13 protein-coding genes are annotated in these 17,018 nt (G+C 61.3%); 10 read left to right on the top strand and 3 right to left on the bottom strand.

The genetic code is table 11. From position 1 onward, the window contains the following. Positions 1-76: 76 nt before the first annotated feature. A protein-coding gene (gene prfB, locus MJ639_RS04265) for a peptide chain release factor 2 (RefSeq protein WP_243368936.1) occupies positions 77-1,205 on the top strand; the annotation gives its coding sequence in 2 pieces (ribosomal slippage) (positions 77-145 and positions 147-1,205; 1,128 coding nt in all). A gap of 61 nt (positions 1,206-1,266) precedes the next feature. Further along, positions 1,267-1,938 (top strand): alpha/beta hydrolase, encoded by a 672-nt coding sequence (locus tag MJ639_RS04260; protein WP_243368935.1) that lies wholly within the window; start codon positions 1,267-1,269, stop codon positions 1,936-1,938. Here the strand turns inward: MJ639_RS04260 and MJ639_RS04255 are convergent. After that, positions 1,931-2,398 carry a peroxiredoxin gene (locus MJ639_RS04255; protein ID WP_243368934.1) on the bottom strand — a complete coding sequence of 156 codons (468 nt, stop codon included), beginning with the start codon at positions 2,396-2,398 and terminating at the stop codon, positions 1,931-1,933. The two genes, MJ639_RS04260 and MJ639_RS04255, sit on opposite strands and share 8 nt — an antisense overlap. A 225-nt stretch (positions 2,399-2,623) precedes the next feature. Between MJ639_RS04255 and MJ639_RS04250 the strand changes: the two genes are divergently transcribed. Then, a complete protein-coding gene (locus MJ639_RS04250; RefSeq protein ID WP_243368933.1) occupies positions 2,624-6,016 on the top strand; it encodes a DUF3971 domain-containing protein in 3,393 nt (1,130 codons plus the stop codon). Between the two features lie 3 nt (positions 6,017-6,019). Here MJ639_RS04250 and tyrS read toward each other — a convergent pair whose 3' ends face one another. Beyond that, positions 6,020-7,282, bottom strand: coding sequence for a tyrosine--tRNA ligase (gene tyrS / locus MJ639_RS04245; protein WP_243368932.1), 1,263 nt, complete (start codon positions 7,280-7,282; stop codon positions 6,020-6,022). Between the two features lie 209 nt (positions 7,283-7,491). Between tyrS and MJ639_RS04240 the strand changes: the two genes are divergently transcribed. After that, positions 7,492-9,300, top strand: a complete 1,809-nt coding sequence (locus MJ639_RS04240; protein ID WP_243368931.1) for a M10 family metallopeptidase C-terminal domain-containing protein — start codon at positions 7,492-7,494, stop codon at positions 9,298-9,300. Positions 9,301-9,393: 93 nt separating this feature from the next. Here the strand turns inward: MJ639_RS04240 and MJ639_RS04235 are convergent, their stop codons facing one another. Beyond that, positions 9,394-10,056, bottom strand: coding sequence for an alpha/beta hydrolase (locus MJ639_RS04235; RefSeq protein WP_243368930.1), 663 nt, complete (start codon positions 10,054-10,056; stop codon positions 9,394-9,396). Positions 10,057-10,296: 240 nt separating this feature from the next. On the opposite strand from MJ639_RS04235, the gene MJ639_RS04230 reads away from it, so the two are divergent. The 6 genes from MJ639_RS04230 (at position 10,297) to MJ639_RS04205 (ending at position 17,003) form a co-directional block, all read left to right on the top strand. Then, positions 10,297-11,469 (top strand): cysteine desulfurase family protein, encoded by a 1,173-nt coding sequence (locus MJ639_RS04230; RefSeq protein ID WP_423790748.1) that lies wholly within the window; start codon positions 10,297-10,299, stop codon positions 11,467-11,469. 69 nt (positions 11,470-11,538) lie between these two features. Continuing rightward, the gene (gene sufB, locus MJ639_RS04225; protein WP_243368928.1) at positions 11,539-13,011 is read left to right on the top strand and encodes a Fe-S cluster assembly protein SufB; all 1,473 of its coding nucleotides are present in this window, start codon (positions 11,539-11,541) and stop codon (positions 13,009-13,011) included. Positions 13,012-13,130: 119 nt separating this feature from the next. Then, complete coding sequence (sufC, locus tag MJ639_RS04220; RefSeq protein ID WP_243368927.1) at positions 13,131-13,883, top strand: Fe-S cluster assembly ATPase SufC; 753 nt, start codon at positions 13,131-13,133, stop codon at positions 13,881-13,883. A gap of 2 nt (positions 13,884-13,885) precedes the next feature. Further along, a complete protein-coding gene (sufD, locus tag MJ639_RS04215) occupies positions 13,886-15,199 on the top strand; it encodes a Fe-S cluster assembly protein SufD (protein WP_243368926.1) in 1,314 nt (437 codons plus the stop codon). Positions 15,200-15,372: 173 nt separating this feature from the next. Then, positions 15,373-16,608 carry a cysteine desulfurase gene (locus MJ639_RS04210; protein ID WP_243368925.1) on the top strand — a complete coding sequence of 412 codons (1,236 nt, stop codon included), beginning with the start codon at positions 15,373-15,375 and terminating at the stop codon, positions 16,606-16,608. Positions 16,609-16,706: 98 nt separating this feature from the next. Beyond that, positions 16,707-17,003, top strand: coding sequence for an SUF system Fe-S cluster assembly protein (locus MJ639_RS04205; RefSeq protein ID WP_423790753.1), 297 nt, complete (start codon positions 16,707-16,709; stop codon positions 17,001-17,003). The last annotated feature ends 15 nt before the right edge of the window (positions 17,004-17,018 follow it).

The raw sequence follows: 17,018 nt of genomic DNA, 5'->3' as shown, positions 1-17,018 counted from the left end.
TTGAGGAAGTTTTCTTTACACGCAGGGACGCTCATCTTAAGACGCCCCAGACTCAAGGCACGGATATCAAGACGCCATGCGCGCCGAAATCGAACACCTCGTAGAAGAGACCAAGCAGTCAGTCGGGCTGCTGAGGAGGCATCTTTGACTGGGATAATGCCCAGCGCCGCCTCGCCGAACTGAACGCCAACGCCGAAGACCCGAACCTCTGGAACGATGCGGAAGCCGCGCAGAAGATCATGCGCGAGCGAACCTCGCTCGAAGACCAGATCTCCTCCATCAAGCGCATGGAGCAGGAGCTCGATGACGCGATCACGCTGATCGAGCTCGGCGAGATGGAAGAGGACGAAGACACCATCAAGGAAGGCGAGGAGACGATCCGCGCCCTTCAGGAAGAAGCCGCGCGCCGTCAGGTGGAAACGCTGCTCTCCGGTGAGGCCGATGCCAACGACACCTATGTGGAAGTCCATTCGGGCGCCGGCGGCACGGAGAGCCAGGATTGGGCCTCCATGCTCCAGCGCATGTATGCCCGTTGGGCCGAGCGCCGGAAGTACAAGGTCGAGCTTCTCGAAATCACCGACGGTGAAGAGGCCGGCATCAAGAGCGCTACACTCCTGATCAAGGGCCACAACGCCTATGGCTGGCTGAAGACCGAGTCAGGTGTGCACCGCCTCGTGCGCATCTCGCCTTACGATTCCAATGCGCGCCGCCACACGAGCTTCGCTTCGGTGTGGGTCTATCCGGTGGTGGATGACCGCATCAACATCGAGATCAAGGAATCCGATTGCCGCATCGATACGTTCCGTTCGTCCGGCGCAGGCGGTCAGCACGTGAACACCACGGACTCGGCGGTGCGTATCACGCACATTCCGAGCGGCATCGTCGTGGCCTGCCAGCAGGAGCGTTCGCAGCACAAGAACCGCGCGACCGCCTGGAACATGCTGCGCGCCCGTCTCTATGAGGCGGAGCTGAAGAAGCGCGAGGAAAAGGCGAATGCGGAAGCTGCCGCCAAGACCGATATCGGCTGGGGTCACCAGATCCGCTCCTACGTGCTGCAGCCCTACCAGCTCGTGAAGGACCTGCGCACGGGCACCCAGTCCCAGAGCCCGCAGGACGTGCTCGACGGCGATCTCGACCCCTTCATGGAAGCCTCGCTCGCGCAGCGTGTTTACGGTGGCGGCGAAGACGTCGAGGATATTGATTAAGCTTGCCGACCGGTGAACGTGATCCAGTTACCCTGGAAAGGCATGTTCACCGGTTCGCATCATGAAGCAGGAAAAGCTTACGATCGCGGGGCGCCAAGGCGTCGCCATTTCCGGCACTTTGATCCGTCAGGATCGTCCAAGCCGACGCCTTGCCATTCTTTTTCCCGGCCTGACCTACCGCAATTCCATGCCAGTGCTCTACTACCCGCGCCAGCTTCTGCTTGAGCGCGGCTACGAGGTGCTGACGGTCGATTACAGCTACGATCAGATCCCTGACTTCGCCGACTTGCCCGAGGATGAGAAGGTCACCTGGATCGGGGATGATGCTCGCGCCGTCATGGATGTCGTTTCCTTGCTCGGCGGTTACGAGCACTTCACCCTGGTCGGCAAGTCACTGGGCACGGCCGCCATGGCGGCTTTGGCACCCGATGAGCCGAGCCTTGCCTCGGCCGATCTCGTCTGGCTGACGCCCGGATTCAAGACACATGGCGTCCTCGATGGCATGGCCCGTTGCCCGCAGCGTTCGATCATCGTGCTCGGCACGGCTGATCCACATTACGAGGCGGAATATGTGGAGGCGGCCCGCGCGAGGGGAGCGGAGGTAGCTCTGCTCCCCGGTCTCGATCATGGGCTCGAGACACCGGGAGATGTGATCGGCTCGGTGGAAGCGATGGCCGAAGTCATGAAACGCCTGGCTGCCTGGCTCGATCAGGCGCAGCAACCGGTTACTTGAGAGCCTTCGCCGCCGCCAGCACTTCCTGCGCATGACCCTGGACCTTCACCTTGTTCCAGACCTTGGCGATGGTGCCGTCGCGGTCGATGAGAACGGTCGTGCGCTCGACGCCCATGTATTTGCGGCCGTACATGCTCTTCTCGACCCAGACCCCATAAGCCTCCAGCATGGCCTTTTCCTCGTCTGAGGCGAGGGGGAATTCGAGCCCGTATTTGGCGCGGAACTTGTCGTGGCTCGTCATCGGGTCGGGCGAGACGCCGATGATCACCGTGTCGGCGGCCTCGAATTCCTTGCCTAAGGCCTGGAAATCCTTGGCCTCCAGGGTGCAGCCGCTGGTGTCGTCCTTCGGGTAGAAATACAGCACGGCTTTCCGGCCCTTGAGGCTCTCAAGCGAAATATCCGTGCCGCCGGTGGCGGGCAGGGTGAAGGCAGGGGCTTTATTTCCAGGGTTTAGAGACATTATTCGCCTTCCTTTTGGCGGAATGTATTGGTTGGAAACCTCTTGTGTGCATGGTGGGAAAGAGGTGGTCGCGGGAGGCTGCCAGGACGGTTAAGGTCCCTCAAGTGATTCCCTCGCTGCCGCAGAAGCGCAAGAACCGGGTTGCCTGACATCACAAGAATGAAGTTACCGTTCCGTACCACGTTGCCCCGGCAAGAACCGGCCAAAAAGAGCCTTTGGCGCCGGGTGGTCCGCGGTACGCTCTACGCTAAGCTCGGTCTCGTCGTCTTCCTCGTCGTCATCGCCGGCCTGTTTTATCTGCGCCTTTCCGCAGGCCCCATGAGTTTCGGACGCCTGCCCGAGCGCGTCGCGGACGCCCTGGCCGCCCGGATCGGGCCCGGCTGGTCGGTCGCTCTGCGCAACACCGCCATTGAGCTCCATGAGGGGATGCCGGCCTTGAGGGCAAACGGGCTCGACATCCGCGCGCCCGGCGGCGAACTGGTGGTGCGTGCTCCTCATGCGCTCGTCAGCGTGGATTTCGTATCCCTGCTCACGGCCAATCTGCAGCCGAAAGCCATTCAGGTGCGTGATCTGCAGCTGCGCGTCCTGGTCAATCGCGACGGCTCCCTGACCTTCTCGCCCGTGCAGACCACCGAGGACGCGCATGCCTCCAGCGAAGGGGCGGTCGAGCCGTCACCCTCGAAGGCCGCTGCCGCCTCCCTGGCCATCAGCGCGAACGGTCCGTCGCAGGTGTCAGGCGCGGTCGGATCGCTGTTCGATCTGATTGTCGGGCCGCGCAGTGTTCTCAACTCTCTCGATCGAGCGCAGCTCACCAATGCTCGGCTTGTCTTCATCGATGCCGACCTCAAGGAGCGGGCGCGGTTCGATCGCGTCGATGCCGTATTCGATTGGTCGGAGAATGGCGGTCGTCACTTCGCATCGACCGTCGAAGGCAAGCAAGGCCCCTGGCAACTGAGCGGCGACGTCAAAGCCGAAAGCGGGACAGCCTACCGCGCATCCGTCGTTGCCGATGCTGCGCCGATTCAGGACATCCTCCTGCTCAGTGGCCTGTCGAGCCTTCCCGCCGCCACCGATCTTGAATTCTCCGGCCGCTTCGACGTGGCATATGCGGATGGCCGCGTCACGGAGCTGAAGACGCGCCTCGACAGCAATGCGGGCATGATTCAGATCGAGGACAAGGACACCTCGGCACTCCCGGTTGAGCGCGCGACCATCGTGGCCGAGTGGAACGAGGGAAAGAAGACACTCAATCTGCCGGTCCTCGAACTCAAGGGCGGCGATACCCGCGTCAAGCTCCAGGGAACGTTGGCGGCGCCGACAGCGGACAATCCCTGGCGCCTCCTGCTCAGCGGCAAGGATATCGTCTGGTCCGGAGCCGCGCCCGGCGATGCGCCGCTTCAGGTCTCGCAGGTGGATGCCGACCTCTCGGGCCCGGACGGCGTCGCCATCAACAGCCTCAAGCTGAGAGGTCCCGATCTTTCCGTGGATGTCGGCGGCGCCCTGGCCGCTTCCGCCGATCCGAAGGGGCTCAAGTTCGACGTCACGGCCACGAAGACGAATATCCGCTCGGCTCTGCGCATCTGGCCAGAGGCCGTGGCCCCGCCGGTGCGGCGCTTCCTTGTCGCGAACCTCAAGAGCGGGACGCTCGAAGACTTCAAGCTCAAAGTCGCGATGACAGGAACCGATGTCGAGAAATCGTTGTCCGGCGGGCCTATTTCCGACGATTCCGTGAAGATCGACTTCCAGATTTCGCAGGGCACGCTGCAGGCTGCAGAAGGTTTGCCTCCCGTGTCGAACATGGACGTGAGCGGGCAGGTGAGCGGGACGAAGGTTGCCCTGCGCGCACCGGCTGGCCGCGTGGATATGCCGGGCAATTTCAGCCTCAATGCTTCGGACGGCACCTTCACTCTGAATAATTACTGGGACGACAAGGCGGTCGCGCGCATCGATTTCCGCCTCATGGGCGGAGCGGACGGTGTCGGCGCCATGCTCCAGCAGCCTCTCGTGAAGCAGATCGCGGGGATCGAGGTCGATCCCGCCACCATGAAGGGCAAGGCGGACCTGAAGGTCGGCATCGGCCTTCCGGTGAAGGACATTCCGCCTGTCGCCGATCTTCCGCTGAAGATCACGGGAACGCTGAGCGAGGTTACTCTCGACAAACTTTTCGGCAAGGAGAAGCTGGAGGGCGGCAATCTCGCTATCGCCTATAACCAGGGCGATCTGTCGATCAAGGGCGAGGGCAAGCTCGGTGGCGGGCCTGCCAATATCGATGTGCAGAAGAATCGTCAGGGTGGCCAGGCGAATGTGGCTTTCGTGCTCGACGACGCCGCACGCAACAGGCGCGGGCTCTCCTTCGGCTCGCAACTGACGGGCCCCATCGCCCTGAAGGTCGGCGTGCCTCTCGGAAAACCCGATGCGCCCGGCATGATCGTCGAAGCCGATCTCGCAAAAGCGGGCGTGGATCAGCTCATTCCCGGCTGGGTGAAGCCCGCTGGCCGACCCGGCAAGCTCACGCTGACAATGCTCGAAGGCCCTTCGACCGAGATCAAGGATCTGCAACTCGACAGCGGCAGCGTCAGCCTGCGCGGCACGGCAACCTTGTCGAAGGAGGGCAACCTGGAGAAGGCGGACCTGTCCACCTTCAAGCTCTCGCCGGGCGACGACATGCGCGCGCAGATCGAGCAGTCCGGCGGCGCCTACAAGGTGACGGTGCGTGGCAATGTGGGTGATGCGCGTCCCTTCTTGAAAAACTCCGGCGCGCAATCTGCATCCCGCAACGGGAATGCAAAGGACTCGAAGGATTTCGATCTCGATCTCTCGCTCAACATCCTGACCGGCTACAACAACGAGGCGATCACCAATGCGGTGATCAAGACCTCGATGCGCAAGGATGTCGTGCGTCAGCTCGACATGAAAGGCCGCCTTGGCGCGACGAACGTTCTCGCGCGGACCGATGCGCAGGGGCGCAACGGAGCGGTCATCATCATCCAGGCCGAGGATGCAGGAGCGCTTCTGCGCTTCACGGATATCTACAAGCGCATGGCCGGCGGCGATCTCATCATCAATATGTCGACGGGCGAGGGGGCTCAGCCGGGAGTCATGCTGCTGCGCTCCTTCAGCATCGTCAATGAGCCGGCCCTGCGCCGGATCATTCCCACGCAGACGCAGATGGTTACCGGGCAGGACAGGGCCGGCAATCCGCAATCCGTGCGGGTGGATTTGAACGAGGTCGCTTTCGCGCGAGCCCGCGCCGAGTTCACGCGCACGGCAGGCCGTATCGATTTCAAGGACGCCGCGATCTATGGCGGCCAGATCGGTTTCACACTCGGCGGCTTCATCGACCACAGCCGCGACCGCATGGATATTTCCGGCACCTTCGTTCCGGCCTATGGGCTGAACAATGCCTTCGCCCAGGTGCCCCTGTTCGGGCCTCTGCTGGGCGGCAGCCAATATGAGGGTTTGTTCGCGGTCAATTTCCGCGCTTCGGGCTCTGCCTCTGCGCCCACGCTGACGGTCAATCCGCTCTCGGCGGTGGCGCCGGGCTTCCTGCGCAAGCTCTTCGGCGTAGGAATGGAGCCGCAGCAGACGGACGCGCTGCCTGCGACTCCAGATCGATAAGCCTTAGACAGCCCGCAGAAGCACGTGCTTCTTCTTGCCGAAGGACAGCTTGATCACTCCTTCGCTCGTCAGATCGGACATGCCGAGAGACGCGCGCTCGTCGGACACCGTCTGATCATTCACCTTCAGGCCGCCGCTCTTCACCTGACGCCGCGCCTCGCTCGATGACGGCACGAGCTTCGCGTAATCGGGGCCGAAAGCGGTGAGAACGCCAAGGCCTTCCTTGAGAATGTTGGATGGCACTTCGATGGTGGGCAGGCTTTCGGCGAGCTCGCCCTGCTCGAAGGTCTTTTGCGCGGTCTCCGCTGCGAGTTCGGCTGCTTCGCGGCCATGGAGGAGGGCGGTGGCTTCCGTCGCCAGCACCTTCTTCGCTTCGTTGATCTCGGCGCCTTGGAGCGAGCCGAGCTTGGCGATCTCGTCCATCGGCAGCAGAGTGAACAGCTTCAGGAAGCGGCCCACATCTGCGTCTTCCGTGTTGCGCCAGAACTGCCAGTAATCGTAGGGGCTCAGCATGTCGGCGTTGAGCCACACCGCGCCGGAGGCGGTCTTGCCCATTTTTGCGCCGGAAGCCGTGGTGAGCAGCGGGCAGGTGACGGCGTAGAGCTGCGGCGTGCCGAGGCGGCGACCGAGATCGATGCCGTTGACGATGTTGCCCCACTGGTCCGAACCGCCCATCTGCAGCACGCAGCCGTAGCGCTTGTTCAGCTCCACGAAGTCGTAGGCCTGGAGGATCATGTAGTTGAATTCCAGGAACGACAGCTCATGCTCGCGGTCGAGGCGCAGCTTCACGCTGTCGAAGGACAGCATGCGGTTGACAGAGAAGTGGCGGCCCACATCGCGCAGGAACTCGATGTAGTTGAGCTTGGTCAGCCACTCGGCATTGTCCACCATTGTGGCGTCGGTCTTACCATCGCCGAAGGAGATGAAGCGCGAGAACACCGTCTTGATGCTGTTCTTGTTGTCTTCGATCTGCTCGACGGTGAGGAGCTTGCGGCTCTCGTCCTTGCCGGAAGGATCGCCCACCCGGGTCGTGCCGCCGCCCATGAGCGTGATCGGCTTGCCGGCGCCGGTCTTCTGAAGCCAGTGCAGCATCATGATCGAGAGCAGATGGCCCACGTGCAGGGACGGGCCCGTGCAGTCATAGCCCACATAGGTTGTCAGGCGATTTTCCAGGGCGGCGGCATCCACACCCTCGAAATCGGAGGTCTGGTGAATGAAGCCCCGCTCGGTGAGCACCTTCAGGAATTCGGATCTTGGCGCGTTCATCGCGGCTCTCGTCTGGCTCTATAGGGAAATTTCAGGGGCTCTTCTAGCAGGTTGTGAGCGGGATTCCATCCTGACTAGAGCGTATGGTCTATTGCTAAGCTTAAGGAATTTAATAATATGTTCTAACGTTTCCTTATGGAGGGGCTATCATGTGTTTTGCTTGTACTAAGGACCTCAAAGGGGTTTCCTGGACCAATTTCGCGGATCACATGACCTATGCCCGCAAGGTTGGAAGCAATTCGGCAGTTCCCTTTGCTTCAAGTGAGTATGCGGCTTCGGTGGAATCGGAAAATTACGAGTATACCCCCGTCGATTTTTCGGATTTCGTGAATTTCTCATACCCCTGGTTGAAAGATTTCAATAGTGCGCCATCGATGGCTTTCGATGGTGCTGTAATAGGCGACGCAAAATACTATATACCGTTCGATATTGATCCGGACGTGCTGGCCCTTTTCTCAGGTTCTCAGTGGGCTGGTGAAACAATTACTTATAGTTTCCCGGATTCCCGTAGCGACTACGAATGGATCAATCCGAGCGCCGAAGGCTTCAAGCCGATTTCTATGCTCGCCCAGACAGCTTTCCACAGCATCTTCAGGGGCGCATATGGGGGGCTCTCTCTGACTTCCCTGGAATCCTTCACAAACGTCTCCTTCTCATATGCGGGCCGTAACGACGCAAACGTCAAGATTGCTGCCTTCCAGCCGAACAGCATCATTGATCGGAGCCATGCTTATTTCCCGGGTACGCCAATTTTCGGCGGGGACACATGGATCATCGACGGCCATACGGCTGCGCCGACGCCCGGCTCCTACCAATACTACATCATGCTGCATGAAGTGGGTCACGCACTCGGCCTGAAGCATACGCACGAGTTCGGCCCCGGCACGCCAAAGATCTCTGCCCATCTCGACTCGACCGAATATACGGTCATGACATACAATCATGGCGCTCATCCGCAGACCTTCATGATGTATGACATCGCTGCGCTGCAGGAGATGTATGGGGCGGATTTCAGCACGAATAGTGGTGCTACCGTCTACAAATGGAATCCTACGACGGGTGAAACCTTCCTGAATGGCTCGAGCCAAGGAAGGCCCGGAAGCAACAAGATCTTCCTGACGATCTGGGATGGCGGCGGAATCGATACCTACGACCTGTCGGCGTATACGGATAATCTGCGCATCGATCTGAGCCCTGGCGGCTATTCCATCTTCTCGTCCGCTCAGAAGGAAGCCGGCGTTAAAGGTAGCGTCTACAATGCCCTGCAGTATCGCGGCGACATGCGCTCGCTGATCGAGAACGCGATTGGCGGCAGCGGAAACGATTGGCTTGGCGGCAACAAAGCCAACAACACTCTCACCGGAAACGCAGGCAACGATACGCTCGATGGTGGCGAGGGTAACGATTATCTGTATGGCGGCGCCGGTAACGACGTGCTTCGGGGTGGAACTGGCATCGATTCCCTGAGGGGTGATGCCGGCGACGATTATCTCGATGGCGGCGTCGGTAATGACTACCTCGACGGCGGCCTGGGCAATGACACGCTGATCGGAGGAGCCGGGAACGATAATCTATCCGATACGGGCGGCAACGATATCCTCCAAGGCGGAGAGGGCAACGATTCAATCGGCGGCGGCATCGGTGTCGACACCCTCATCGGCGGTGACGGCGACGACTACCTCTTCATCGAGGCCGGTTCGACCTATTACTCCCCCGATGTTCTTATCGGCGGTTCAGGTTTCGACACCTTCTATGTCGTCGGTAAGGGTTACGCTGGCGACATCTACAACACCCTGATCACTGACTTCCAGGGCGGCGTCGGTGCTGGCGATCGCATTGTCATGCTGAAGAGCCTCTTCTCCGATTTCAATGCTGTGAAGGCTGCTGCCCGTCAGGTCGGATCTGATGTGGTCATCGATACGATTCAGTTTAACTATGTCGGCAACACCGGCATGAAGCTGACCTTGCAGAACTTCCAGCTTTCAAGGCTGGCAGCAGATGACTTCTCGTTCATCTAACGCGCCATCATAAGCGTATATAAAGAAAAGGCCGGTCAATCTGACCGGCCTTTTTTCGGTTTTAATGCTTGGACTCTCAAAAGATGCGGGCAGTCAGACCGCTTCCGTGGCTTCGGTCGCGCCCAGGCGCTTGTCGAGATACTCGTCCACGGCCACCATCAGCTCATCGACCTTGCCGTCGAAGAAGTGGTTGGCGCCGTCGACGACCGCATGCTCGAGCTTCACGCCCTTCTGGGTCTTCACCTTCTCGATGACGCTGACCACGTCCTTCACCGGAGCGACGCGATCCTCGGAGCCGTGCACGAACAGGCCGGAGGACGGGCAGGGGGCGAGGAACGAGAAGTCATAGCGGTTCGCCATGGCGGCAATCGAGATGAAGCCCTCGATCTCCGGACGGCGCATGAGAAGCTGCATGCCGATCCAGGCGCCGAAGGATACCCCGGCGATCCAGCAGGCGCGGGCATCGGGGTTCATGGCCTGGGCCCAGTCGAGGGCCGCTGCTGCATCCGACAGCTCGCCCTGGCCGTGGTCGAACGCGCCCTGGCTGCGGCCGACGCCGCGAAAGTTGAAGCGGAGCACCGAGAAGCCGCGCTTCACGAAGTCATAATACAGATTGTAGACGATCTGGTTGTTCATCGTCCCGCCGAATTGCGGGTGTGGATGCAGGATGATGGCGATTGGAGCGCCCTTTTCCTTGGCAGGCTGATAGCGGCCTTCGATACGGCCGGCCGGCCCCGTGAAGATGACTTCAGGCATGTACGCGAACCTCTTGATCGCCTCTCTGTGATGAGAGGGAAACCCCTGTGCGACCTTGACTCCAGGTCTCGGATTCCCTTAAGAGGGAAGCCATTAGAATTCTTCTAAAGTGTTACAATGTTTCGATAAATTCCAAAGGCTTCGGCCTTCGGAGAAACATGGGACACATGTGGTTGCGGTGCTTTAGCACAGCAACCAGGGTCAATTGCAAGATTTTCGTGAGGCGGCAGACCTTAAGCCATGGCCATGGTCCAGCGCACATACCTCGATCACAATGCCACCTCGCCCCTGCGGCCGGGCGTGGCGGAGGTGGTTCTGCGCGTGCTGCAGCTGCCGGGTAATGCATCCTCCATTCATACGGAAGGCCGCGCCGCGCGCTCTGAGATGGAAACCGCCAGGGCCTCCATTGCCCGCCTGGTCGGCTCCAAGGCCAAGAACTTGGTCTTCACGAGCGGCGGCACGGAAGCCGCGAATCTCGTGCTCACGCCGACTTTCCGCCGTCTCGGGCAGCCGGGGCCTGTCAGGCTTCTCATCGGTGCGACCGAGCATCCCTGTATCCTCAACGGCCATCGCTTTCCGGCCGAGCAGGTCGGCATCATCCCGGTGGATGGGCGCGGAATCATTGATCTCGCTTGGCTCAAAGCCCACCTGGAGAAGGCGGGTGACGAGCGGGTTCTGGTTTCCGTGCAACTCGCCAACAACGAGACCGGCGTGATCCAGCCCATCGCTGAGATTGCCCGGCTCGTTCATGAGCATGGCGGGCTCGTTCATACGGATGCTGTGCAGGCGGCGGGGCGGGTTCCGGTCGATATCGTTGCGCTTGGCGTCGATGCACTCACGCTGTCCGCCCACAAGCTCGGCGGCCCGAAGGGGGCGGGGGCTCTGGTGCTCGCCTCCGACCAGTACGAGATCGGCGACAAGCTGGTTCGCGGTGGCGGGCAGGAGAAGAACTACCGCGCCGGCACTGAGAATGTCGCTGGCATTGCCGGCTTCGGTGCTGCGGCCGAACTCGCCCTTGAGGGGCTGGAGCAGGAGGCCGAGCGGCTGAAGAGCCTTCGTGACGAAGCGGAGGCCCATGTCCTGCGTGTGGCGCCGGACGCTCTTGTTGTGGGCGCTGGTGCCGAGCGGTTGCCTAATACGCTGGCCTTTGCCATACCCGGCCTCAAGGCCGAGACGGCATTGATCGCGTTCGATCTTGCGGGCATTGCCCTGTCCTCCGGTTCGGCCTGCTCGTCCGGAAAGGTCAAGCGTTCGCATGTGCTCGATGCCATGGGCGTCGAGCCCGCCCTCGCGGAGGGCGTTTTGCGTGTGAGTTTGGGGTGGTCGACCACAAAAGAATGCGTCATTCGCTTTGCGGAGGCGTGCGAAAAGGTGGTGGGCCCCTTATATAAGCGGAAGGCGAGCGCGGCTTAGAAAGCCCCGCCAGTTTTCCATGTCATATCAACCCGCGGCCCTTGAAGCCGTGAGCGGTGGGAGAGACAGATGCCTGCAGTGCAGGAGACGATCGATCAGGTTCGGTCGATTGACGTCGATCAGTACAAGTACGGCTTCGAGACCGAAGTCGAAATGGAGAAGTCGCCCAAGGGCCTCTCCGAGGATGTGATCCGCTTCATCTCGGCCAAGAAGGGCGAGCCGGAATGGATGCTCCAGTGGCGCCTCGACGCCTACAAGCGTTGGCTCACCATGACGGAGCCGAGCTGGGCGCGCGTGTCGTACGACAAGATCGATTACAACGACATTTATTACTACGCCGCTCCGAAGAAGAACCCGGCGCCGAAGTCCCTCGACGAGGTGGACCCTGAGATTCTCAAGACCTATGAGAAGCTCGGCATTCCGCTGCGCGAGCAGGAGATCCTGGCCGGTGTTGAGCCGGAGCGTCGTGTGGCCGTGGACGCGGTGTTCGACAGCGTGTCGGTCGCCACGACCTTCAAGGAAGAACTGGCGAAGGCCGGCGTGATCTTCATGCCGATCTCGGAAGCTATCCGCGAATACCCGGACCTCGTGAAGCAGTACCTCGGCACCGTCGTGCCCGTGACGGACAACTTCTTCGCGACGCTGAACTCGGCTGTCTTCACCGACGGTTCGTTCGTCTACATCCCGCCGGGCGTCCGCTGCCCGATGGAGCTGTCGACTTACTTCCGCATCAACGAGAAGAACACCGGCCAGTTCGAGCGCACGCTGATCATCGCGGACAAGGGCTCCTACGTCTCGTATCTCGAAGGCTGCACGGCCCCGAAGCGCGACGAGAACCAGCTCCACGCTGCCGTGGTCGAGCTGATCGCGCTCGACGATGCCGAGATCAAGTACTCGACCGTCCAGAACTGGTATCCGGGCGACGCCGAGGGCCGGGGCGGCATCTACAACTTCGTGACGAAGCGCGGCGATTGCCGTGGCAAGAACTCGGTCATCACCTGGACCCAGGTGGAGACAGGCTCTGCGATCACGTGGAAGTACCCGTCCTGCATCCTGCGCGGCGACAACTCGCGCGGCGAGTTCTATTCGATTGCCGTGTCGAACGGCATGCAGCAGGTCGATTCCGGCACCAAGATGATCCATCTCGGCAAGAACACCACGAGCCGGATCATCTCGAAGGGCATCGCGGCCGGCAAGTCCGAGAACACCTATCGCGGCCTCGTGTCGGCTCACCGTAAGGCGACCGGCGCGCGTAACTTCACGAACTGCGACTCGCTGCTCATCGGCAACCAGTGCGGCGCGCATACGGTGCCCTACATCGAGTCGAAGAACGCCACCGCCGTGTTCGAGCACGAGGCGACGACATCGAAGATCTCGGAAGATCAGATGTTCTACTGCCAGCAGCGCGGCCTCTCGGAAGAAGAGGCGACGGCGCTCATCGTGAACGGCTTCGTGAAGGACGTTCTGCAGCAGCTCCCCATGGAGTTCGCGGTGGAAGCCCAGAAGCTCATCTCGATCTCGCTGGAAGGCTCGGTCGGTTAACGAACAAGCGTCCCCGGCCACGCGAAACGCGGGCCGGGATCGTCCAAACCCAGTTCAATTCGGATAGCGATCCCGGGTCTCGATAGGCTCGCCCGGGATGACGCGGATGGAAATGTAAAATGCTCGAAATCAAGAACCTTGTTGTCCAGATCGAGGACAAACGCATTCTCAACGGCCTCAACCTCACCGTGAACAAGGGCGAGGTCGCCGCCATCATGGGCCCGAACGGCTCGGGCAAGTCGACCCTGTCGTATGTGATCGCCGGCAAGGAGGATTATGAAGTTCTCGACGGCGAGATCCTGCTCGACGGCCAGAACCTTCTGGAGATGGAGCCGGATCAGCGCGCGGCTGCGGGCGTGTTCCTGGCCTTCCAGTACCCGCTGGAAATCCCCGGCGTCGGTTCGATGACCTTCCTGAAAGCCGCCATGAACGCCCAGCGCAAGTCGCGCGGCGAGGGCGAGTTGTCGACCCCCGATTTCATCAAGCAGGTGAACGCGGCGGCGGCGAAGCTCGAGATGAACAAGGACATGCTCAAGCGCGCCCTGAACGTCGGCTTCTCCGGCGGTGAGAAGAAGCGCATGGAGATCCTGCAGATGGCGCTGCTCCAACCGTCCTTCTGCATCCTTGACGAGACGGATTCCGGCCTCGACATCGACGCGCTGCGCATCGTGTCCGAGGGCGTGAACGCGCTCCGCTCTCCGGATCGCGCCTTCCTCGTCATCACGCACTATCAGCGCCTCCTGAACCACATCGTGCCCGACACCGTGCACGTGATGCATGGCGGCCGCATCGTGCGCTCGGGCGGCAAGGAACTGGCGCTCGAACTCGAGGCCAACGGCTATGCCGATTACCGGGAAAGCGAGGCCGCTTAATCATGGCCGACGTCACCCTCATGAAAACACCGGCGGAAACCGCGCTGGTGCAGGCGTTCGAAAGCGCCAAGACGACGCTTCCCGGAAGCACGGAATCCCGTGCCCAGGCTTTCGAGCAGTTCAGCGCGCGCGGTCTTCCGCACCGCCGCGTGGAAGAGTTCAAGTACACGGATCTTCGCGCGCTGCTGCGTGAGGTTGCGCCCTTCGCGGGCGTTCCCACCGCTGACGAGGCGAAGGCTGCGCTTGGCGGCTCCAAGGCATTCGCCGATGTGGCTGCGCTGCAGGTGCCGTTCGTGAACGGCCATTTCGTGCGCGAGGCTGTCGATTTCGCCAAGCTGCCGGAAGGCGTCGAGATCGTGCCCCTGCGCGAGGCTCTGGCCAATGGCCATGAGTGGCTGGCAAAGCTCAGCCCGGTTCCGTGGGCGAGCGGCAATCCGGTCTATCAGCTCAACACGTCCTTCATGGCCGACGGCGTGATGATCCGCGTTGCAGGCTCCGTCGAGACGCCGGTTCACCTGCGCTTCGTCACCGCTACTGGCTCTGCGATTGCTACCGCTACCCGCGTGCTCGTGGTAGTGGAGGATGATGCCTCCTTCACGCTTCTCGAATCCCACGAGAGCACGAGCGGCGCGAACCATCAGCCGAACGACGTGATCGAGATGATCGCGGGCGACCGCACCAACGTGCAGCATGTTCGCCTGAACGCCGAGGGTGATAAGGCTCTCGCCTTGTCGACACTTGCCCTGAAGGTCGGTGCCGAGGCCAACTTCAACAGCATCAACGTCGTGGCGGGCTCCGCCACCTCGCGCCATCAGGTCTATGCCATTCTCAATGGCGAGAACACGAACCTGCGCGTCAATGGCGCAACGATGCTGAAAGGCACGCAGCACGGGGATTCCACGCTTGTCGTCGAGCACAATGCTCTTCACTGCGAGAGCCGCGAGCTGTTCAAGACGGTCATCGACGATGAAGCCACGGGCGTCTTCCAGGGCAAGATCATCGTTCCGCATCACGCCCAGAAGACCGACGGCCGCATGATGTCGGCAGCGCTCCTCCTGGCGGAGGGCGGCTCGATGAACAACAAGCCGGAGCTCGAAATCTTCGCGGATGACGTGCAGTGCGCTCACGGCGCCACCTGCGGCCAGCTCGATGAAGACCTCCTGTTCTACCTCAAAGCTCGCGGCCTGCCGCAGAAGGAAGCCGAGAGCCTGCTGGTTCAGGCCTTCCTCGGCGAGTCCATCGAGTTCGTGGAGAACGAGGACGTTCGCGAGGCCCTGGTCGGCACCGTCGAGGGCTGGTTGAAGGCCCGTTCGTAAAACATGGCGTCATGGCCGGGCTCGTCCCGGCCATGACATTTCAAGTTCACTGCCCTCATCCTGAGGAGCCTGCGTAGCAGGCGTCTCGAAGGAGCTTCCAGAGGGCGCTGGATCATCCTTCGAGACGCAGACGACGTCTGCTCCTCAGGATGAGGACAGAGACAGGTAAGGCAATGAACGCTCCTGTGAAGCCATATGATATCGAAGCGGTTCGGACGCAGTTCCCGATCCTGCAACAACAGGTCTATGGCAAGCCGCTCGTCTATCTCGACAACGCCGCCTCGGCGCAGAAGCCGAAGGCCGTGATCGACGCCATGGTGAACGCCATGGAGACGGGCTACGCGAACGTGCATCGCGGCCTGCACTACATGGCCAATGTGGCGACCGAGGGCTTCGAGCGGGCACGCGAGACGGCGCGCGCGTTCATCAATGCGGGCTCGATCGAAGAGATCATCTTCACCAAGTCGGCGACCGAAGCCTACAACCTCGTAGCGGATTCCTTCGGTCGCATGAATATCGGGGAGGGGGACGAGATCATCCTCTCCATCATGGAGCACCATTCCAACATCGTGCCCTGGCACTTCCTGCGCGAGCGCAAGGGCGCGGTGATCAAGTGGGCGCCGGTGGACGACGACGGCAACTTCCTCGTCGAGGAGTTCGAGAAACTCTTCTCTCCCCGCACGAAGATCGTCGCCATGACGCATATGTCGAACGTGCTCGGCACCGTGACGCCGATGAAGGAGATCATCCGCATTGCTCACGCGCATGGCGTGCCGGTGCTGGTGGACGGCGCGCAGGGCGCGGTGCATCTCGACGTGGATGTGCGCGATCTCGATGCGGATTTCTATGTGTTCACGGGCCATAAGGTCTACGGGCCGACCGGCATCGGCGTTCTCTATGGCAAGCGCGAATTCCTCGAGAAGATGCCGCCTTATCAGGGCGGCGGCGAGATGATCCGCGAGGTGCGCGAGGACGCGATCACCTACAACGATCCGCCGCACCGTTTCGAGGCTGGCACGCCCGCGATCCTGGAGGCCATCGGCCTCGATGCGGCGCTTCGCTTCATGATGGAGCTTGGCCGCGAGAATATCCGCGCCCATGAGGAGGCCCTCTCGGCCTATGCCCATGAGCGCCTGCGGGCCATGAACTCCATCCGCATCATCGGCCAGGCCAGGGGCAAAGGGGCGATCATCGCCTTCGAGATGAAGAACGCCCACGCCCATGACGTGGCCACCATCATCGACCGGCAGGGCGTGGCTGTTCGGGCAGGCACCCACTGCGCCATGCCCCTCTTGAACCGCTTCGGGGCAACCTCCACCTGCCGTGCATCATTCGGCCTCTACAACACCATGGAAGAAGTCGATAAGCTGGTGGACGCCTTGCAGAAGGCGGAAACCCTGTTTGCCTGAAGGATAGACCTGTGAACGACCAGACCCCCATCCAAGACGCACCCAATGCGCCGCAGGTGTCCCCCGGCTCAAGCATTCCGCCGGAAGAGCTGGACCGCATGACGGACGACATCATCGCGGCCCTCAAGACCGTTTATGACCCGGAAATCCCGGTCGATATCTACGAGCTCGGCCTGATCTACCGCGTCGATATCGACGATGACCGGAACGTGGCCATCGACATGACACTGACCGCTCCGGGCTGCCCGGTGGCCGGTGAGATGCCGGGTTGGGTGGAAAACGCTGTTGCGGCCGTTCCCGGTGTCCAAAGCGTAAAAGCCACCATCGTCTTCGATCCGCCGTGGGATCAGAGCCGCATGTCCGACGAGGCCCGCGTTGGGCTCGATATGTGGTAAGCCTCACGGCTCATC

This window comes from Microvirga solisilvae, assembly GCF_022808595.1.
Lineage (GTDB): Bacteria > Pseudomonadota > Alphaproteobacteria > Rhizobiales > Beijerinckiaceae > Microvirga > Microvirga solisilvae.
Note: the sequence above shows the minus strand (reverse complement) of the source record. Positions and strands in the feature narration are given on the sequence as shown.